The following is a 16,443-nucleotide window of genomic DNA, read 5'->3' as shown; positions in this document are numbered from 1 at the left end:
ACGTGGGCGCGATCCTCCTCGTTGGGCTTGCAGTCGCCCTCGCGACTCCCAGCGTTGCCGGATTCGCTACGGGGCCGGCCCTCATCGGGCTCGCGCCGGTCGAGCTGGGGCTGGTCGTGACGAGCGTCACCCTCCCATTGTGGTGGCTTGGGGCGATCCCAATCACCCTCGGAGTCACGGGCGTTGTCGTCGGCCTGCTTCCACTGGTACGGTCGGTTCGAACCGAATACGTTCTCACCTCAGACACCCTCTACGCGCGCACGAGAGGGATTCGACAGGATCAGTTTGCGAAGCTCGCTCTCGAGCGTGTCGTCGAAATCACTCGTCACCAGTCGCTCGTGGGACGACTGCTTTCCTACGGGACGATCACGTTCCGGACGGTCGAAGCCGAGATCCCAAAGGTGGTCTGCAAAGGCATCCACAACCCGAAGGAGGTCGAAGCGAACGTCCTCACTCTCGACGCGTCCACTGACTCTCCGCTCGATCGCAAACAGGAGTACGTCCGCGTCATTCCCTCGACGGGTGAACGGGCGCCCTCAGAAATCGTCAATCAAATCCGCCCTTTGCACGCCCTGAACCCGACCGAAGAATCGTTCTGGCAACGGATTAACCCGTTCGCCAGCCCTGACCCGCTGACGTTCGATTTCACCATCTACAGCAACGGCACGGATGCGCCAATCGAGTTCTACTACTCGACTGACCAGCACCTCTCGACGCTCTATGATCGGCTCAACTCCGCCTACCCGGATACTGTCGAAATCGAACGCGTGACCGTCGATCTGGCCGAGAAACTCGTCGCTCCAGAGCAATACAGCTACGAGGAGTTCGAGACAGCGCTGGAAAAGGGGGCGCTTCAGACCTCTGTCGAAGAGGTCGAAGCGATCACCCGCGTTCACGGCGATCAACCCCTCGCTGCTGATGGGGCCGGTATCAGCGACGGCCAGGGGACGGGGACGGTATCGAGAACGGGATCGGAGCCGGAGTTGGGGTCGGAGTCGGGAGCCAACACCCCGCTTGGAGGGAAACTCCCAAGCGTTGATCTTGACGCACTTCGGAAACAAGAGGAGGAAGAAAACCGCGATCCAGGCTCACTGAGATTCGGACTCGACACCCCCGTTGATACCGGCGAGGGCGTTCTCGCGCGACCCCATCCAGACGACGTTGAGCCGTATAGTCTGCGATGGACTGGCAGTGGCGATCCAATGACGCCGATCAGGCTCTTCGACGAGGAACTTGATGACGAAGACTTCACGAAAGATAGCTCACACGCCCCTCTCACTGTACTGATCGACCACTTCGCAACGACCGATCATCCGATCGTCTTCCAAGCCGCGTTCGAAGGTGAACCGGATTCGACTCACAGTGGTAATCAACGGATTGAGCGTATCAGAGGCGACCGAGAAACGTGGGGAGATGTCATCATTCAAGCTATCGAAGACCTCATCTATGGCGCCGAACCCCAGCAAGAGCACCATCCACAGGAGTCTCAGCCGATTCCCGAAGCCGATCGTGATCTGATCGACAACCTCCAAACAGAAGACTTGGGGCATACGTTCACGGCTAACCTGCGGGTCGTAACCGTCCCCCCGAAGTCGGCGAGCAGTGACACGTCCGAGCTCAAACAGTCGCTCCGAAGCATCAGCACGGTGTTCGACCCGCTGGAGGGGCGATTCTATGGCATTGAGAGCGAGAAACTATACGACAAGGGGTTGGTCGCCCGCCGTAGCCGGACGTACTCGCGGCGCTGCTTCAACCGTGTCTTGAATCGAGACGTCGTGACTGGCAAGCGACTCGGTCGCTCGACGCCCGACCTCCACCTCGATCCGAACGAACTCTGCAACATGATCATCGTACCGAGCACGGAACACCTCACGGACGAGGCCACCAAGGAAACCCACGCGAATCCAGAAAGCCGGACGTCACTCCCCGGCTTGGAAGCCGCCCAGCGTCGGCAGTACACGACAGGAATGGTGCTCGGCGAGGATCCTGCTAGCTCCATTGATGGGCCACTTCGCGTGCCGCCGGACCAGCTGAAGCGCCACTGGCTCGTCTGTGCGACGACCGGCGGTGGGAAGAGCCAACTCGTCAATCGGATGCTCCTCTCGCTCAGCGAGACGACGCCAGGGCCGAACATCCTCTTCGAGCCGAAAGGCGACGGGATGTGCACGAACTACCTCATGGGCCACTACAAGCGGCATGGCTCACTCGAGGACGTCTACTACTTCCGTGAGCCCGAAACACTCCCAGCGGTCTCGTTTTTCGATCTTCGACCCGCGCTCGAAGCCGGCCATGATCGGGAGACCGCGGTCAAGGAGAAAGCTGACCACTTCCACGCGTTGATGCGGATGATTATGGGTGCAGAGCGTCACGAACAGGCGTTCGTCGCGAACGAGATTCTGACGTTTCTCATCCACGCATTATTCGACCCCGTTCACGGGGATGACGTATTCGGGCTGGACGATCTGGTCGAGGCCGCAACGCGGATGCAGCGTGCGCGAGAACTGCCGGACGTTTCGGGGATCAACGACGATATCCACGAGTCGTTAGCCAGCCAGTTCAACAAGGAAGACCACCAGTTCCATACGTCGATGAGTGCGGTTCAGAACCGGCTCAACCGGTTGAAAGAGGACCGCAACCTCCACTGGATGTTGCGCCACAGGCCCGGTCGTGAGGCCGATGGCGATAGCCTCTACGGGTTCCACGATCAGGACGTCCATTTCGATTTCCGCGATCTCCTCAACGAGGACGTGACGATCCTGTTCGACCTCGGCGACCTCACGCTCGACGCCCAGCGTGGGTTGACCACGGTCCTGTTGAGTAATCTGTGGCACTCGATTCAGCACCGACGGCGGTCGTCGCCAGACAATGTGGTGAACGTGATCCTCGAGGAGGCTGCGCCGTTCATCGCGACGGAGTTAGTCGCCGATCAGCTCCTTCCACAGGGTCGTTCATCGGGGCTGAGCATGGGACTCGTAATGCAGTATCCCGAGCAGGTCAACTCTTGGGACGATGGCAACAACGGCGCGTACGAAGAGCTGTTGACGGAGGTGCATACGAAAATGGTCGGGGACATCTCGATCACGGACCGGTTTGCGAAAACGTTCACGCACGACGATCTGTCCGTTGAGGATGTTCGCAACCGGATCAATCGGATCGCGTCAGGCGAGTGGTTCACGAAGCTCGCGAGTCCGCGCTTCGGTGAGGATCGACCTGCACCGCTGACGTTGCACTCGCTCCCGATCATCAGTGGTCACCCAGAGAGCGACGAGCCGCTGTCGGCGACCGAGCAGGCACGCTTCGACGACGAACTCTTGCCGGAAGTCGTTGAGCGAACTGACGACAAGTACGGCTTGGACGTGCCCACGCACGAGGACACGCTCGAGTGGTCGGAGTGGGGCGATTCTCCTTCTGGGACCGAACGTAGTGTTGGATCGCCGCCAGCACCAGATGCAGGATCGAGATCAGAATCGCCGCCGGGGTCAGACCCAGAGTCGGAGACAGAGCAATTGGGGACACCGGGACTCAATGCAGAGCCGGATTCCGAGTCGGACACGCAGTCAGCTGAATCTGCGTCCGAAGATGAAGGCGATGAGATGGACAGTCTTCCCGAACAGTCGACGTTCGAGGAGATCGAAGACGGCGAAGACGCCGACTCGAGAGAAGACACCGAGAGCGACGGCGAGTCGCTGGACGAGGCGGTGGGGAGTTCGTTCTTCGGTGGTCACGAAGAGGCGACGGATACCAGCCCGGTCGACGATGCGACGCTTCGGAGGCAGGGGCTTTCTCGCGATGACGCAACGTTCCTGAAACGTGTTCTGGATTCGATGAACCGGGAGCTTCCAGACTATACGCTCTTGGAGGGGATGGACAAGTTGGAAGAGGACCTCCCTGGGCTCGATGTTGAGGTACTGATCGAGAACGGACTCCTCGAACAAGCCCGGGTGAATCGGCGACTGTACTACACAGTCCTTCCTGAGGGGAGGGAGCTACTCGATGAAACGATCACGGCGGAAGCTGGCGTTGGCGATCTCGGAGAGAAGACACCCCACAAAGTCGGTGTTGAATTACTAAGTCGCTGGATCGGCGCGGTCGATGAGGTGGGTCGGGTTGAACGATATTTCGAGCACGGTCCAGAGACGATATTCGACGTCGCCGGGTTCGATGCTGATGATACACTACTGTGGGTTGGCGAAGTTGAAATGGCGTCGAACAATCCTCAGGCGATTATCTCTGACTATGACAAGATGGCGGCTGTTGAGGCAGATGCCGTCTGGGCATTCCCCGCTCTCAGCGAGGCTCGAGCCACAATCGAACTGCTTGCTGACGAAGAGCGATTGCCTGGGACCGTGACTGGACGCGCAGCTCGTGAACTGTCTCGTATGCAAGAGTCTGTCGCCGGCTTCGAAGAGGAGGGAATGACAACAATACAAACTTTCAGGAAATTAGACGAGGTGGTGAACGAATAATGCCACTCACCTTGCTCCAGAGCATTGTTTCGGACTTGGACATAGTGTCAGCATATCTTTCCCAACACATTCCAATCTACACCTATGGGAGATTGATGGAAATCGGGCTCAGCCACATCTTTGTCGCGCTCGTCGTCTACGCACTCTTATTGTTCGTTCTCTTCACTTTCCGAGTGATCGTTGGCTCAATCCTTATTCCGAGTTGGACGCCGTTTCCACGACGAGGAGATGGTGTCGTGGTCGGAGTCGTTGCGCCCTTGGCGGCAATTGTCGCGATCGACTTCCTCCAGTTCGCGGGGGTGGGGTCATGACGTGGAGAGAAGCCACCCGAGACGAGATTTACACCTATTACGACCAAGAGTTTCCCGAGTACACAGACGAACTTCCGGCGTTCATCACAGCAACTGGTCCGAAAGAGTTCGGACTCAGCTTCCGCGATCGGCATCCGATCCGCAAAGACGGGCGGCCCGACCGAGATTTCATCCGACGAGCAACGTGGCGGACGGATTCGACTGGTGACCAGATTTCACAAAACTTCGATGAGATTGAGGACGTTCTGTCGTTCATCCGCGCCCCCGCTCGTAACGATCCCTTCGGCAACAGCGAGTATGCGCTCGCTGATCCCGATCTCGTTGTGAAATCCGATCCCGTGTCAGCGGGTGTGTACTACGGGCTGGATAATTGGGAGCGTCCGTGGGTGATCGCGGTCGATATCGATGCAAAAGACATCGCTACAGCGCGAGCCGACCGGGAACTCGACGAGGAACTCCACTACGATGCCCATCAAGACGACCGAAGTCGTGACGAGATGCTACTCGCCGAATCCGGTATCCACGCGGCTGACCCAGCAGGCTATCCCTACGCGTTCGAGGATCTCGATCGAGCACTCGAATACGGCTTTGAAACGCGCGATATCTTCAAAGACGAGCTCAGTGCCGAGCAAACGATGGTCGTCTATTCCGGGCAGGGCGCTCACGTCTACCTTCTGGATGACGACTCCGAACACGACTACGACGAACAGAGTCGCGAAGTGCTCAACGATTTCCTGATCGAGCGCTACGAGATTCCGATTGACCCCGTCGTGACCGCCGACCGAAGTCGTCTGCTCCGGGTTCCCTATTCGCTGCACACGGAGGTATGTCGAATCGTCCAACCGATCGACAGTCCCGCGTTCGATCCACGGACAGACGCCCGGCCGCAGTTTCTCGAGTGATCATAATGGTTGACCCACGGAACTCCGAACGAGATGCCTACCTGGTCGCCGCCGTCCCAACCCAGTACACGACGGGCGAGATCGTCCAACTGTTCGCCCGTGGCTACGATCGTTACCTCGTCGACGGCGAACCTGATCCCGAGACAGTGCTTTCGGATGTCGAACGGTTCGTGACTGGTGCGTTTGAACCGGCCCAACGCGACCGAACCCTCGAGCGATCGTTCGTCGATCGGCCTGCGACACTCGTCCTAGTCGCAACCGTTGGGACGATTTGCGTGATGGGGCACTCCCGCTTCGAAAATACGCCCGTTCGGCGTAACCAAGTCATCCACCACATCCGGGAACTGTTCGCGAACAACCTCATCTCACTCATCCGAGAGTACGACGACCCCACACTCTACCAAGACATTGCGGAAGTCCTCTACGGGAAACCACCCAGCGAAGACGGGCCACATCCAGGCCGAGTCTGTACTAACGTCACGACGATGTCCGGGTTCGACATCGACGAGACCGAGGAGGACGCTCTCTACATCGAAATTCCGATGGCGGCCGCCTCACGGGCCTGTCTGACCCGCACAACCGACGAAGCAACCAGCGCCGAGGAAGCGGGCGAAATAAGGACACGGCTCGCGAACAACAGCCTCTACATCCCGATCGAAGACTTCGAGGAAGACTACCAGGAGTACGCCGAAACCGAGTTCGCTCGCCTTCGCTCGATCCAAGAAGACGAACTGGGCGAGGACGAACGCAGTTGGCTTACAGGCAACGAAACAGCGATTAGCGACCGGATCGAACGAGCCATTCGCGGCGGCCATTACGACAAGCTCTGGCAGAATTGGAACCAGGGGCAACGTCTCGTTCGGCTCCTGCGATCTGCGATCAGTGCCAGTCCGAACACCCAGGTCGGCGAGTTCCACACCTCGAGAGATCTCTACAACGCTCTCGAAGCCTACGACCCCGAGACCAACGGCGAGGAAGCACAACTGCAGCAGTTCACTAGTCCGCGAACGGTCGGAAACACCCTTGCGAATAATGACTCACAACAGTCGATTACGATCGACCGGTGCGGCCGGGTCAACACCTACCAGATCGCTCACGCGAGTAGCGGATCGCGCCCGGTCGAAGTCGACAATCTCGAAGACCTGTTCGAACTGCCGTGTCTGGCGGCCCTGGATGAACGCCTGCACGAAGAAAAACCCGTCCGAAAAGATCTCTTCAATATCGTCCGGATGGTGATGTGGCTCCCCCAGTATCAGGACACATCTCTCGAGGAAACCATCGATGATCTCCAGGATCTCTTCAGCCGGTGGCCGTGGCACGATCCCGAGATCACTGAGTACCAGATCAAATATGAAGCCCGTCGTGGAGAGCGCGGGATCGGTCCCAAGGGTACAACACCGCTCCCCATGAACTGCGATAACGACGACATGCAACGGTACTGTATCGGGCAGGACCAGTGCCCCTACACGATCTACGGCAGCCTCCCGTTTCCCGACGATATGTACGATAGTGTAGAGGAAAGTATTGAATGATTTGGGAGACTTCTAACCCAACTCAAATCACCAATTTCCACTTCACTATTCTATACAACTATCCTGCCTTTTAGTGTCAATCACAGGCCAAATTATAGAGTGCTTGTTGAATGTCTGGCAGTCTAATATCCCCTTCGGAGAAACTTCACTCACTAATGTTTCCATAATTCTTCTCATGGAAAAATAAATTGAATCACCCTATCCACCGCATACTCATATTCACTACAACATATATTAAGTTCTATATTTCAGGTGAAGATATAAGGGGACGTGAATCACGATTTGAGGTCTGAAACAGCTAAAAATAGCGGGTGCAAACGATTTTGATGGTGTCATCCGGAAGATTGCCCGCACATGTGAATCACGTCAGTACTGTCTCGAACCGGGATGAAAGTGGTTACTGCCCGAAAAATGCTGTCTCAGGCTCGTGGTGACCGTTTTGGCCGAAGAAGGACTCGTGAATCACGATTTAACGTCCTTAGATTGTCACCACGGGCCTCTAGTCTATTCTGCATCCGTTAAATCGGCTTTGCACACCCGAAAATCGTCCAAAGGAAAAGGGGGGTATGCAGAAATAGAAGTATGCGCGACGGGGTGTGAACGGTGGGAGGTGAGAAGGGGGAAGAAATGATGATGTATCAGAGAGCGTATGGACACGAGAGCGGGGGTGATGGGTGAGAAGGACAGTGGCCAGGAGTGAATGAGACATGGGAGAGATACAGGCCGAAGGGGGTGAGAAAGAGAGGGGTGGTCAGCTAAGCGACCGGGAGTAAGAGGTGGTGCTGGAAGAGCGTAGAGCACCAGCATCTCTCCGCACAGCAGAGGGGGTGAAGCACGGCGGTGAAACAGCGGAGAATCAGGAGGAAGTACCAGATATCAGAGGAACTTGGAATGGCGTGGAAAGGAGGTGTGAGACAGGGTGGGTGAGGTGCAGTGAAGAGTAGACCAGTGAGGGAGTTCGGGGACTCGAGGAGCGGGGAGAAACGGGGAGTAGTTTTGATGTGATCGTACTCAACCGCACGGTGGTGTCGTTGCCCCTCAGAGAGGGGTAGAGGTACAATGGGATGGAGCGACCGACACGAGACGGAGGACGAATCGGACGACGCATCGGACGACGAGGACGAGCAGGTTCTGGAGGAGGAATTCGACGAGTGGGTCCAGGAAGGCAACGAGTCGGGGCCATGGGGTCGGAAGGAGGCGCAGTCAGAGCCAGACGGCGCTACGAGGACTCGAGAGGGACCACGCATGAGTGAGGACTCGTCGATTCCCGGCTCGCCCTCGCGAGCGGTTTCAGAGGATCCGCTGGCAATGACGCAGTGTCCGCGGTGTGACAGTCGGGAGTTCGTCTCGAAGAAACTGGTCTACGAGGAGTTCCACTACAGCGAGGGAGGCGAACTCGACTATCATCAGAATCGGGTTCGTGCAGAGTTCGAGTACACGTGTGTCGGCTGCAACAAGCGGTTTCACGAACTGCCGAAGGGGGCTCGAGGGTACTACTCGGAGGTTGAAGTCCTGAAGCAGGACCTGCGGCGGGCGATCCAGGTGCAAGTACGGACGTGGCTCGGCTCGGTGAGTGACCGACTCCGAGGGCTCTTCTCGAGAGGCGATTAGGGGAGACGAGTAGCGAAGGCGAGTAGCGACCAGCTAGCAGCGGCGTCACGATCTCAGCGGTTCAGCGGGTTCGATCGCGACGTCGTCGGCTGTCGAGAGGGGAGTACGCGCGGCGATCGGACGTCGGACCACTCTGCGAGCTGCCCAGTATCAGCACCGCACAGCACCGCCCACCCACGAACCCCTCCCCACCTCCAGGGTCCGGGGCTGCTCGCTCCCTCCAGAGTCGGTCGCTGCGCTGCCGGGCTTTCCCTTCTGCTTCTGCTTTCACTGTTGCTCGTGGTTCGTTCTGCACCGGCAACTGCTGGAGAGCATCAACACTCGCACTACTACCAGAACTCGCGCTATACCATCACCACTCGCGCTACTTTCAGCACCAGATCGAGTGCTGTGTGAGGAGATCATGATAGGGAGGAGAGAGGGCTCTTGTGGAGTGAATGGTCGTGACTCAGTATCCGGTGTTGGGGGTGTTGCCCGTGTCGATAGGGCCGCCAGTGCCACAATCGTCGTTATCACTGCTGCTGTGAGGAGGATTGTGAGAGCCTTCATCGATGTTCAGATGACTGATGATGTGGGTGATCGTGAGTCGTCGGTGTGATTCGTGATCGATGGTGGTCGTCTCGTCAGTAGGCGTGATCGCGATCGTGATCGAGATGGAGGAGGGGGAAGGAGGAGAAGTGGAACATCTCGAGGGAGGGACAATGGAGTCTGAGTTGAGGTGACGGTGCAGACGACGCCCGAAAGCCCTCGGGCGCTCGGCATCCCGCGCCTCGCTGTGCTCCTCACTGCGTTGCGGTGCTTGCGTCGTCGGGGGACGACCGAGACGCCCTCGCCCTTTCGCAGTCCGCCAGGAGGGGGAATCAAGAGCCGGCCGTTTTCGAACTGTTCGACTGGTGTGTATGAGACGGCACGCCCCGCTCGCCGCGTGCCGCCCTCCGCTCGCTCGCGACCGACCATTCCGGGCATGCGCCGCCGACTCCCGCACGGCACCGCTTCCAGCTCACCACCCGACTGACCGGCACAGCGGCGTTCCGGGCTGAAATGGATGTGGTCTCGACGCCAGCATTAAGCGCGCTTTCGGTTGCGTCTCGGTCACTCCTCGCTACACTCGCTCGGTTGCTCGCGCCCGACGGCCTCCCGCACCACACCGCCGACCGTCGGGCGCTCACTGCCCGTCGCATCGTTGCGCGTCGTCGTTCGGTCGACGGACGCGAGAAGCGGCTTAAAGCTGGACGCTCACTTCGGGCGGGTCGGCGCGCGGTGCTGGTTGGGTCCGCTCCTAAGGCGCGCTCTCGCTCGCGCCCAGGGGGCGCTCGCGAAGGCGCAAGCGAGAGCGCGCAGACGAGTCTGTCGGGCGGTGACGTCGTTGAAAACCGCGATGTATGAGCATCGCGGTGTCGGGCGCGTGAGCGCCTTCGGAACCCGAGTGAGTTCCAATGTCTAGTAACAACCCAAGCGACAAGGACGTTTCGGCCGATGAACAGGCGGACGAACAGAAGGGCGGACGAGCGGTCGATGAGGATGGGTTCGAGGTCGTCGATGAGACGCCGGAGTTCGCGGCGTCGGTCGATCAAGAGGTGCACACGAAAGTCGAGACCGAGCACCCGGAGACGGTGGTCGGTCGGGAGGAGAACGAGTACGGCCACCTGCCGTTGGCCCAGGAAGAGGAGATTCGGGCTCGGGAGGAAGAGCTCGATCGGATCAGCGCGAAAGCGGCGTTCGGCCAGCAAGAGGGGCGTGAAGAGCGCACCCATGAAGTGGTCGTCGAACAGCGCCGGGAGCGGCGGATCGAGCGGGTCGATCCTCGGTCGGAGCTCGAGCAGACGGAGGTTGCGGAGGTGAACACGCAATCAGTGCGGATCACCGAGAGCGTGCGCAGTGGGCCAAGTCGGGCGGCAGTCAGCCGTGGGCTGGCCGAGAAGGTCGAGAAGGGAAAGTCAGTGATCGACGCGACCCTCGAGCACCTGGACGAAGTGAAGGCTGAAGCGGGGACGATCGTGGACATCGCGGACGTTCCCGAGGTCGAGACGGGCGAAGTGGACGTGCAGGGAGAAGTGATCGAACTGTGGGAGCCCTCGAAGCCGTCGATCCAACAGGTGGGATTGATCGCGGACGACACGGAGAAGATCAAGTTCACGGTCTGGAAGAACTCCTACCAGACGAAGGTGAGCGAAGGAGAGACCGTGCGGCTGCGAAACGTCAAGAAAAACTGGTACGACGAGACGTGCAACCTGGCCGTGACCGGGTGGAGCCGGGTCGAGTTCCCCGAGCACGGCCGGTGGTGGACCGAGGAGTAGCCGACACTCCCCTCTTTTTTGGCGTAGAACCACACGCTCGCTTCGCTCGCGTCCTCCCCACCCTCCTCGCTTCGCTCCCTACGGTCGCTTTGCTCGTCCCTCGCGCGCGGACTGCGCAAGCGCAGTCTCGCACGCGCCACGGCCCCGCAGAGATGAAACATCCTGAGATCGGTGGTCGGCGGCTGACCTGCTCAGACGGAAGTGTTGGTCGGTTCTCCGAGAAGTGAGAGAAGATACAGACGGTCAATCAAATCGATGACGGTGTCCGTGTGTTGACCGAGACCGATCGTGGATCCAGCCCTGAGGCTTAAGCACCTGTACACCAGATACTACTCCAATGAACGAAATCGTCACGGACGAGGAAGTTTTGGGCGGGGATCCTCGCCTTGAGGGAACTCGAATCGGTGTGATCCATGTCTATCGCCAGTACGAGCAAGGCGAGACACCCGAACAGATCGCCGCGAACTACGAGGGAGTCACCGTTGCTGACGTCCACGTTGCGTTAGCCTATGCGTTTGATAACTCTGAAGAAATCCGCCAGATCGAGGAACAGGAGCGTGAAGTCCTCAAGACAATCCGGGATCAGCGGCCCGAAAAGCCGAACGCCGAGCACCTGAGCGAAGAGGTATAGCCTCAATGCGCTTTCTGATGGATGAAAACGTCCATCCAGCACATATCTCTGCGGTCGAATCCGTCGATCACGACGTCCGTCGCGTCGAAGAGATGCTTCGAAAGGGTGCTTCAGACCAAGAAGTCCTTGAGGCCGCTCGAAACACGGACCGGATCGTCCTCACCTATGATCGAAAGGACTTCTCCACCGTAAGCGATCACTCAGGCGTCTTCATCGCAGACGAACTGATGGAGCCCCATGAAGTGAGGCGAGCCATATCGGACGTCAACCGTGCCTACCCGACGTTAGACAATGTTGTCGAATTCCTAACTGATTGGGTATAGCCGCCCACTCGGCCTGTCTCGCTCGCTTACGATCTTTGTCGTCAGTCAGGACCACGTAGCCGTGCTCGCGAGCATGGACACCAACCGTTGGATCCTCTGTCCCCTTTCCAAGGGGTGGTCTCGATATGAGTGGTATCGGGACCTCGCTCAACCCGTCTCTTCATGATCGACCGCTAACTCTTCAATCGTCGGTGCACCAGCATCGCGGGCTGTCTGTTCGCGATTCTCTCGTTGTTCCTGGATTGACGCTATCTCGTCTGGGTGTTCGTAATAGTAGGTGAGTGCCGCGTAGACGTCGGCAACATCGAGGTCGTGCATGGCTGCGACTTCTGCCGCTGGAAGCCCACGAGTTTCGACGAGCCCCTGAACTCGGAGGACGGTGATACGGCGTCCATCCACCCGTGGTTCACCATCCATGACGTCGTCGCGCACGATCCGGGCCGCCTGCTGTGCCATACGTGATGGTTCGGACGTCATCAACAAAAAATCCTCTACTGACCATCATTCGGGCGAGCTCGATCGGTTCGATATCGCTCTTTTCCTGTTTTCTCACGGTTCAGCACTGCAATCGACACAGACAGCCATTGGTGTTGGATCATACCCCCGAAAGGGGTGAGGGAGAGTCGAAATGGCATCACCAGTCTCGTCTCAACCGACGAGTCGGATTGTGAGTCGGCGCGATCCGACGACGGGCGTGTCGGAAGCAGACGCGACGGCGTGAGTGCCGTTCTCCCCGTGAAATCCCATGTCAACGAAGCGCTTTGTCCAGTTTGACGAGCCGGCTGTACAGCAGTCCGAACACGACACCGTCGGTTCCCAGGTCCAGGCGAACGCGGACGCTCACGCGGCGACGGAAACAAAAACGGGTGAGCACGAACCTGCGTCCCAGTCGACGTGTGTCGAGTGCGAGGGACGGATCATCACGGCAGAACAAACGTCCTACTGCGAAGTGTGCGGGTTGGTCGTCACGGCCGATCACATCGATCACAGCCCGACACGGCGTCGACACGGGCCACGCACCGGGGGCGGTCCCGCCGAGTGGAGTTGCGAGTCGGTCACCCAGCTGCGGATCGACAAGGGACTGCATACGACGTTCTACCTCACCAGTGACGGCTACGGGAACGCGCTCTCGAGCGCGCAACGAGACAAATACGACCGGCTGAAGCAACGTCACAAGCGCTTCCAGGTCGAGAGCAAGCGCGCGATCCGACTCAACGAGGCGCTTCGAGACGTCCAAATGATCGGCGGCAATCTCGGCCTGCCCTCTCACGTCGTCGTTGATGCTGGACGCTTGGTGAAACGGGCTGGCGAGGCAGGCGTGCCTGGTGCGTGGACATCGTGGGAAGGAGTCGCCGCTGGCGCCGTGTTGCTTGCAGCGACCGACGCTGGGGTGGATCGCCCCTCTCGAGAAGTCGCCTGCTACGGGAAAGTGAGTCACGTCCGGCTGTGTGCAGCGGCGCGCAAGATTCGGTGTCACGTCTCAATTGACACCCCACCGATACGAGCAGACGCGGTTGCTACGGTCCTTGAGACGCTCGACAAGAGCGCGATCGATAATGGGGCCTACCTGCGTCTCAGGGACGTTGCACAGCACCTGATGGAGATCGCGGACGAAGAACCGATCGGCGCGGGAACCCCGCGACTGACCGTCGCGGCAGCCGCGGTCTACGCCGCAGACCGGTTGCTCGGTAGCGAGTGGCTCACCATGCAGCAGGTCGCTGATGCGATCAGCGTGATCGTCGAGACGAGCAAAGACAAGATCAATCGGTATTCCTCCACACTCCGGACGGAATACGCCAAGCAAGACGAAGCGACCACACCGAGCGTCCTTCCCGATCGAGAACGGGGCGCGGTGCAGTAAGAGAGCCTGTATAGTGGTCGTTGAGAACGCGTGGTGTTGATCGCTCCCCATTATAGGATGGAGAGAACCACCCATGCCACCAGATCCGTCGATCACGCTTGATATCGAGACTGCAATCACCGTTGGAAGCTGGCTCCACGGGATGAGCGAGCACGAGTCACTCGAGCCAGCGGTTGCCGAGCCGCTGGCCGGCCTCGCAGCTGCGATCGGGAGGCCGATCCGCGACCAAGCTGTGGCTGAAGATGCACCCTACGAACTCAGCATCATGACGGCCATCCAGTCGACCAGCCCGTCGCACTCTCGCAGTGACACTCGTGGTCCACGTGCAGACAGACCTGAACCGCTGGATGAATGTGAAGACCCTCACGCTGGACGTGGCGACGAGGCCAGACCAGCCGAGCCGCCTGACAGAGCCCCGTCGCAGGTCTACGGCGAGCTCCCAGAGCAAGCCTGGGACGCCAGCCCTGCGCGGGGGGACGCTAACCCGGACCGCGATCATACAGAATCGGCGGCTCACGACTCATCATCACCTGTTCACCCAGACCGTGGAACGGGCGAATCGGGACCAACAGCGTCCTCGCAGTTCGTCACAGCGTATGAGTGTGGGGTCTGTAGCGGCGTTCACGAGATGGAAGCGTCAGTGAAAGTGTGTGCGTACGTGGCGGACTGTCCAGTGTGCGGCGCTGTTAACGCCCGATTCACGGCGATCGAGATTCCAACGCCGCGTTCGGAGGACTCTCGCACGGACTGATCCAGTCGTGCTCGTTCTGTGTGGACGGCCTCCTGCTCGCTTCGCTCGCATCCTCCCCACCCGACTCCCTTCGGAGCGCACTTGCCGAGTGCGCATCCTCGGTCGTCCCTCGCGCGTTCAGCGCGCTAACGCACGCTTTCATCGCGCGCCACCGCTCCGCCCTCTCACAGAAAGGGGTGGACGGTCCGGCTTCGGAGAGAGTGGTCGTGAGAGCACACCGCCCGGTGGCGTTGTTCGACCCCCAGGAGGGGTAGAGGGTTTCAGAGATGTCGATACAGAACTCAGTTAGTCGATCCGCGACCGTACAGGGGCTCGAGACGACCGAAGGCATCGACGCGCGATTCGAGGCGTGGGATTGCGAGCAGGGAAGCGTCCGTCCGTGGGCACTGGGGCGACGGAAGTGCGTCCTTTCGTTAGTTCGGTTTTTCGAGGAGGACATACAAGAGGGAATACTGTCGACGCCGATGGAGGTGACGATCGCGCCGACATCGCTGTACCAGCCGTCACCGAGCTGGCGCGAGCGGATCCGTGGAACGTACCAAGTAGGAGTGTACCCGAACGCAAACCCGGACTGGGGAGAGATCGAAGCGGAAGTCCCAACGTTGGAGGAAGCACTTGAGGTTGCCGAGGAAGCGTGTGCCAATCTCGAGGACCAGCACGAACTACTGACAGCAGGAGAGAGGAAGACGGACCTGGTGGTAGTAGCGTCACGTGGCCCGAAGCCGATCGCCTGATCGCGGTTCCGGGAGAGAATCAGTCGAGGTGATGTGAGTTTTCAGTGGATCGGTTGGACCATCACCGTTGAGGTAATAAGACACGGTATGCCACAGCCTGGTTCAGATACTGGTAGTCAACCGGACGATCGCATAGCACAACGGCTGGTTGATAGGGTCGGTTACAACGATTCACCGTTCGGTCGCGGCACCGTGTTGCGATCAACAGTGCAATGACTTGTGACCGAACCTATGAGCAAGACGAATTTGCGACTGATCTGAATGCACGAGAGTACACGGATGTCCTCGTTCTCCGGCGAGAGAACGGGCGAGATGTTCTTACTGAGAGCCGCCTTGGATTACTCCAGTACCTCGATCAGCATGGTGAGAACATTGCATCGGTGAGTGACCTCGCGCGCCGACTGGATCGCGACAAAGGCGCAGTAAGCCAAGACCTTCGTTGTCTTGCCGAACTCGACAGTATCGAGTATCACGGAGAGGGAGATGGTGAAGCAAAACGACCGGTCTTGAAGCACAACCACGTTGTGATCGAGCCGGTTGTATATTGAAGAAGCAGAGAACACAATATCCACAGAAAATATTAATACTGGCGCTCTCGTAGTGTCGTGATGAAGTGATCCACGATGCCAACAGTAACCGTAAACGTCGATGATGAACTCAAAGAGCGAATGGAGTCTCATCCCGAGATCAACTGGTCGGAGGTCGCACGCAATGCCTTCGAGGAGAAAGTTGAGGACTTCGAGTTGATGAATCGGCTCACTGCTGACAGTGAATTAACTGACGAAGACGTCGACGAAATCGCGGAGTTGATTGATAGTAATGTCGCCGAACGATTGGCAAGCAGATAAGCCGCTCATTGTCGATACGAATACTGTTCTGTCGGGACTCGTCGGCGGAGTTACTCGCAAACTCCTCCTTGAAAGCGACCGCGAGTTACAGTATCCCGCACAATCGTTCGACGAAATTGAGCGAAACAAAGGCGTCATTCAAGAACGAGCCAACTTGTCTGCAACGACGATCGATA

Annotated in this window: 15 protein-coding genes; 14 read left to right on the top strand and 1 reads right to left on the bottom strand. The window is 58.8% G+C overall.

The window, feature by feature from the left end:
- Positions 1–401: 401 nt before the first annotated feature.
- The 9 genes from LCF40_RS17425 (at position 402) to LCF40_RS17385 (ending at position 12,073) form a co-directional block, all read left to right on the top strand.
- Positions 402–4,466 carry an ATP-binding protein gene (locus LCF40_RS17425; protein WP_224829472.1) on the top strand — a complete coding sequence of 1,355 codons (4,065 nt, stop codon included), beginning with the start codon at positions 402–404 and terminating at the stop codon, positions 4,464–4,466.
- Complete coding sequence (locus LCF40_RS17420; RefSeq protein WP_224829471.1) at positions 4,466–4,777, top strand: hypothetical protein; 312 nt, start codon at positions 4,466–4,468, stop codon at positions 4,775–4,777. Before LCF40_RS17425 ends, LCF40_RS17420 begins: the two co-directional genes overlap by 1 nt.
- Positions 4,774–5,679: a bifunctional DNA primase/polymerase gene (locus tag LCF40_RS17415; RefSeq protein ID WP_224829470.1), complete on the top strand. Its 906-nt coding sequence runs from the start codon at positions 4,774–4,776 to the stop codon at positions 5,677–5,679. The genes LCF40_RS17420 and LCF40_RS17415 overlap by 4 nt, the downstream gene beginning before the upstream one ends.
- A 5-nt stretch (positions 5,680–5,684) precedes the next feature.
- Positions 5,685–7,211, top strand: coding sequence for a primase-associated protein (locus LCF40_RS17410; protein WP_224829469.1), 1,527 nt, complete (start codon positions 5,685–5,687; stop codon positions 7,209–7,211).
- A 1,059-nt stretch (positions 7,212–8,270) separates the two neighbouring features.
- The gene (locus LCF40_RS17405) at positions 8,271–8,822 is read left to right on the top strand and encodes a hypothetical protein (RefSeq protein ID WP_224829468.1); all 552 of its coding nucleotides are present in this window, start codon (positions 8,271–8,273) and stop codon (positions 8,820–8,822) included.
- A 385-nt stretch (positions 8,823–9,207) separates the two neighbouring features.
- The gene (locus tag LCF40_RS17400; RefSeq protein WP_224829467.1) at positions 9,208–9,420 is read left to right on the top strand and encodes a hypothetical protein; all 213 of its coding nucleotides are present in this window, start codon (positions 9,208–9,210) and stop codon (positions 9,418–9,420) included.
- An 838-nt stretch (positions 9,421–10,258) separates the two neighbouring features.
- Positions 10,259–11,119: a DNA-binding protein gene (locus tag LCF40_RS17395; RefSeq protein ID WP_224829466.1), complete on the top strand. Its 861-nt coding sequence runs from the start codon at positions 10,259–10,261 to the stop codon at positions 11,117–11,119.
- A gap of 337 nt (positions 11,120–11,456) precedes the next feature.
- A complete protein-coding gene (locus LCF40_RS17390; RefSeq protein WP_224829465.1) occupies positions 11,457–11,750 on the top strand; it encodes a DUF433 domain-containing protein in 294 nt (97 codons plus the stop codon).
- 17 nt (positions 11,751–11,767) lie between these two features.
- On the top strand, positions 11,768–12,073 hold the full coding sequence (locus tag LCF40_RS17385; protein ID WP_224926099.1) for a DUF5615 family PIN-like protein: 306 nt from the start codon (positions 11,768–11,770) through the stop codon (positions 12,071–12,073).
- Between the two features lie 147 nt (positions 12,074–12,220).
- On the opposite strand, the gene LCF40_RS17380 is transcribed toward LCF40_RS17385, so the two are convergent.
- On the bottom strand, positions 12,221–12,529 hold the full coding sequence (locus tag LCF40_RS17380; protein WP_224829463.1) for a DUF433 domain-containing protein: 309 nt from the start codon (positions 12,527–12,529) through the stop codon (positions 12,221–12,223).
- A 289-nt stretch (positions 12,530–12,818) separates the two neighbouring features.
- On the opposite strand from LCF40_RS17380, the gene LCF40_RS17375 reads away from it, so the two are divergent.
- From LCF40_RS17375 to LCF40_RS17355, 5 genes are all read left to right on the top strand, one after another.
- Positions 12,819–13,934: a transcription initiation factor IIB family protein gene (locus LCF40_RS17375; protein ID WP_224829462.1), complete on the top strand. Its 1,116-nt coding sequence runs from the start codon at positions 12,819–12,821 to the stop codon at positions 13,932–13,934.
- Between the two features lie 1,017 nt (positions 13,935–14,951).
- The gene (locus LCF40_RS17370; protein WP_224829461.1) at positions 14,952–15,419 is read left to right on the top strand and encodes a hypothetical protein; all 468 of its coding nucleotides are present in this window, start codon (positions 14,952–14,954) and stop codon (positions 15,417–15,419) included.
- A 212-nt stretch (positions 15,420–15,631) separates the two neighbouring features.
- Complete coding sequence (locus tag LCF40_RS23565) at positions 15,632–15,967, top strand: HVO_A0114 family putative DNA-binding protein (RefSeq protein ID WP_224829460.1); 336 nt, start codon at positions 15,632–15,634, stop codon at positions 15,965–15,967.
- A gap of 75 nt (positions 15,968–16,042) precedes the next feature.
- Complete coding sequence (locus LCF40_RS17360) at positions 16,043–16,267, top strand: hypothetical protein (protein ID WP_224829459.1); 225 nt, start codon at positions 16,043–16,045, stop codon at positions 16,265–16,267.
- Positions 16,239–16,443: hypothetical protein (locus LCF40_RS17355; RefSeq protein WP_224829458.1), on the top strand; the 205-nt coding region annotated here is incomplete at its 3' end. The genes LCF40_RS17360 and LCF40_RS17355, both read left to right, overlap by 29 nt.

It is taken from the genome of Saliphagus infecundisoli (assembly GCF_020177375.1).
Lineage (GTDB): Archaea > Halobacteriota > Halobacteria > Halobacteriales > Natrialbaceae > Saliphagus > Saliphagus infecundisoli.
The sequence above is the reverse complement of the archived record's forward strand: the minus strand, read 5'-3'. Positions and strand labels throughout refer to the sequence as shown.

Coding starts and splice junctions, on each gene's coding strand:
- LCF40_RS17415 (WP_224829470.1), top strand. CDS start 4,774: ATGACGTGGAGAGAAGCCACCCGAGACGAGATTTACACCTATTACGAC.
- LCF40_RS17360 (WP_224829459.1), top strand. CDS start 16,043: ATGCCAACAGTAACCGTAAACGTCGATGATGAACTCAAAGAGCGAATG.
- LCF40_RS23565 (WP_224829460.1), top strand. CDS start 15,632: ATGACTTGTGACCGAACCTATGAGCAAGACGAATTTGCGACTGATCTG.
- LCF40_RS17410 (WP_224829469.1), top strand. CDS start 5,685: ATGGTTGACCCACGGAACTCCGAACGAGATGCCTACCTGGTCGCCGCC.
- LCF40_RS17395 (WP_224829466.1), top strand. CDS start 10,259: ATGTCTAGTAACAACCCAAGCGACAAGGACGTTTCGGCCGATGAACAG.
- LCF40_RS17405 (WP_224829468.1), top strand. CDS start 8,271: ATGGGATGGAGCGACCGACACGAGACGGAGGACGAATCGGACGACGCA.
- LCF40_RS17370 (WP_224829461.1), top strand. CDS start 14,952: ATGTCGATACAGAACTCAGTTAGTCGATCCGCGACCGTACAGGGGCTC.
- LCF40_RS17380 (WP_224829463.1), bottom strand. CDS start 12,529: ATGGCACAGCAGGCGGCCCGGATCGTGCGCGACGACGTCATGGATGGT.
- LCF40_RS17385 (WP_224926099.1), top strand. CDS start 11,768: ATGGATGAAAACGTCCATCCAGCACATATCTCTGCGGTCGAATCCGTC.
- LCF40_RS17375 (WP_224829462.1), top strand. CDS start 12,819: ATGTCAACGAAGCGCTTTGTCCAGTTTGACGAGCCGGCTGTACAGCAG.
- LCF40_RS17420 (WP_224829471.1), top strand. CDS start 4,466: ATGCCACTCACCTTGCTCCAGAGCATTGTTTCGGACTTGGACATAGTG.
- LCF40_RS17390 (WP_224829465.1), top strand. CDS start 11,457: ATGAACGAAATCGTCACGGACGAGGAAGTTTTGGGCGGGGATCCTCGC.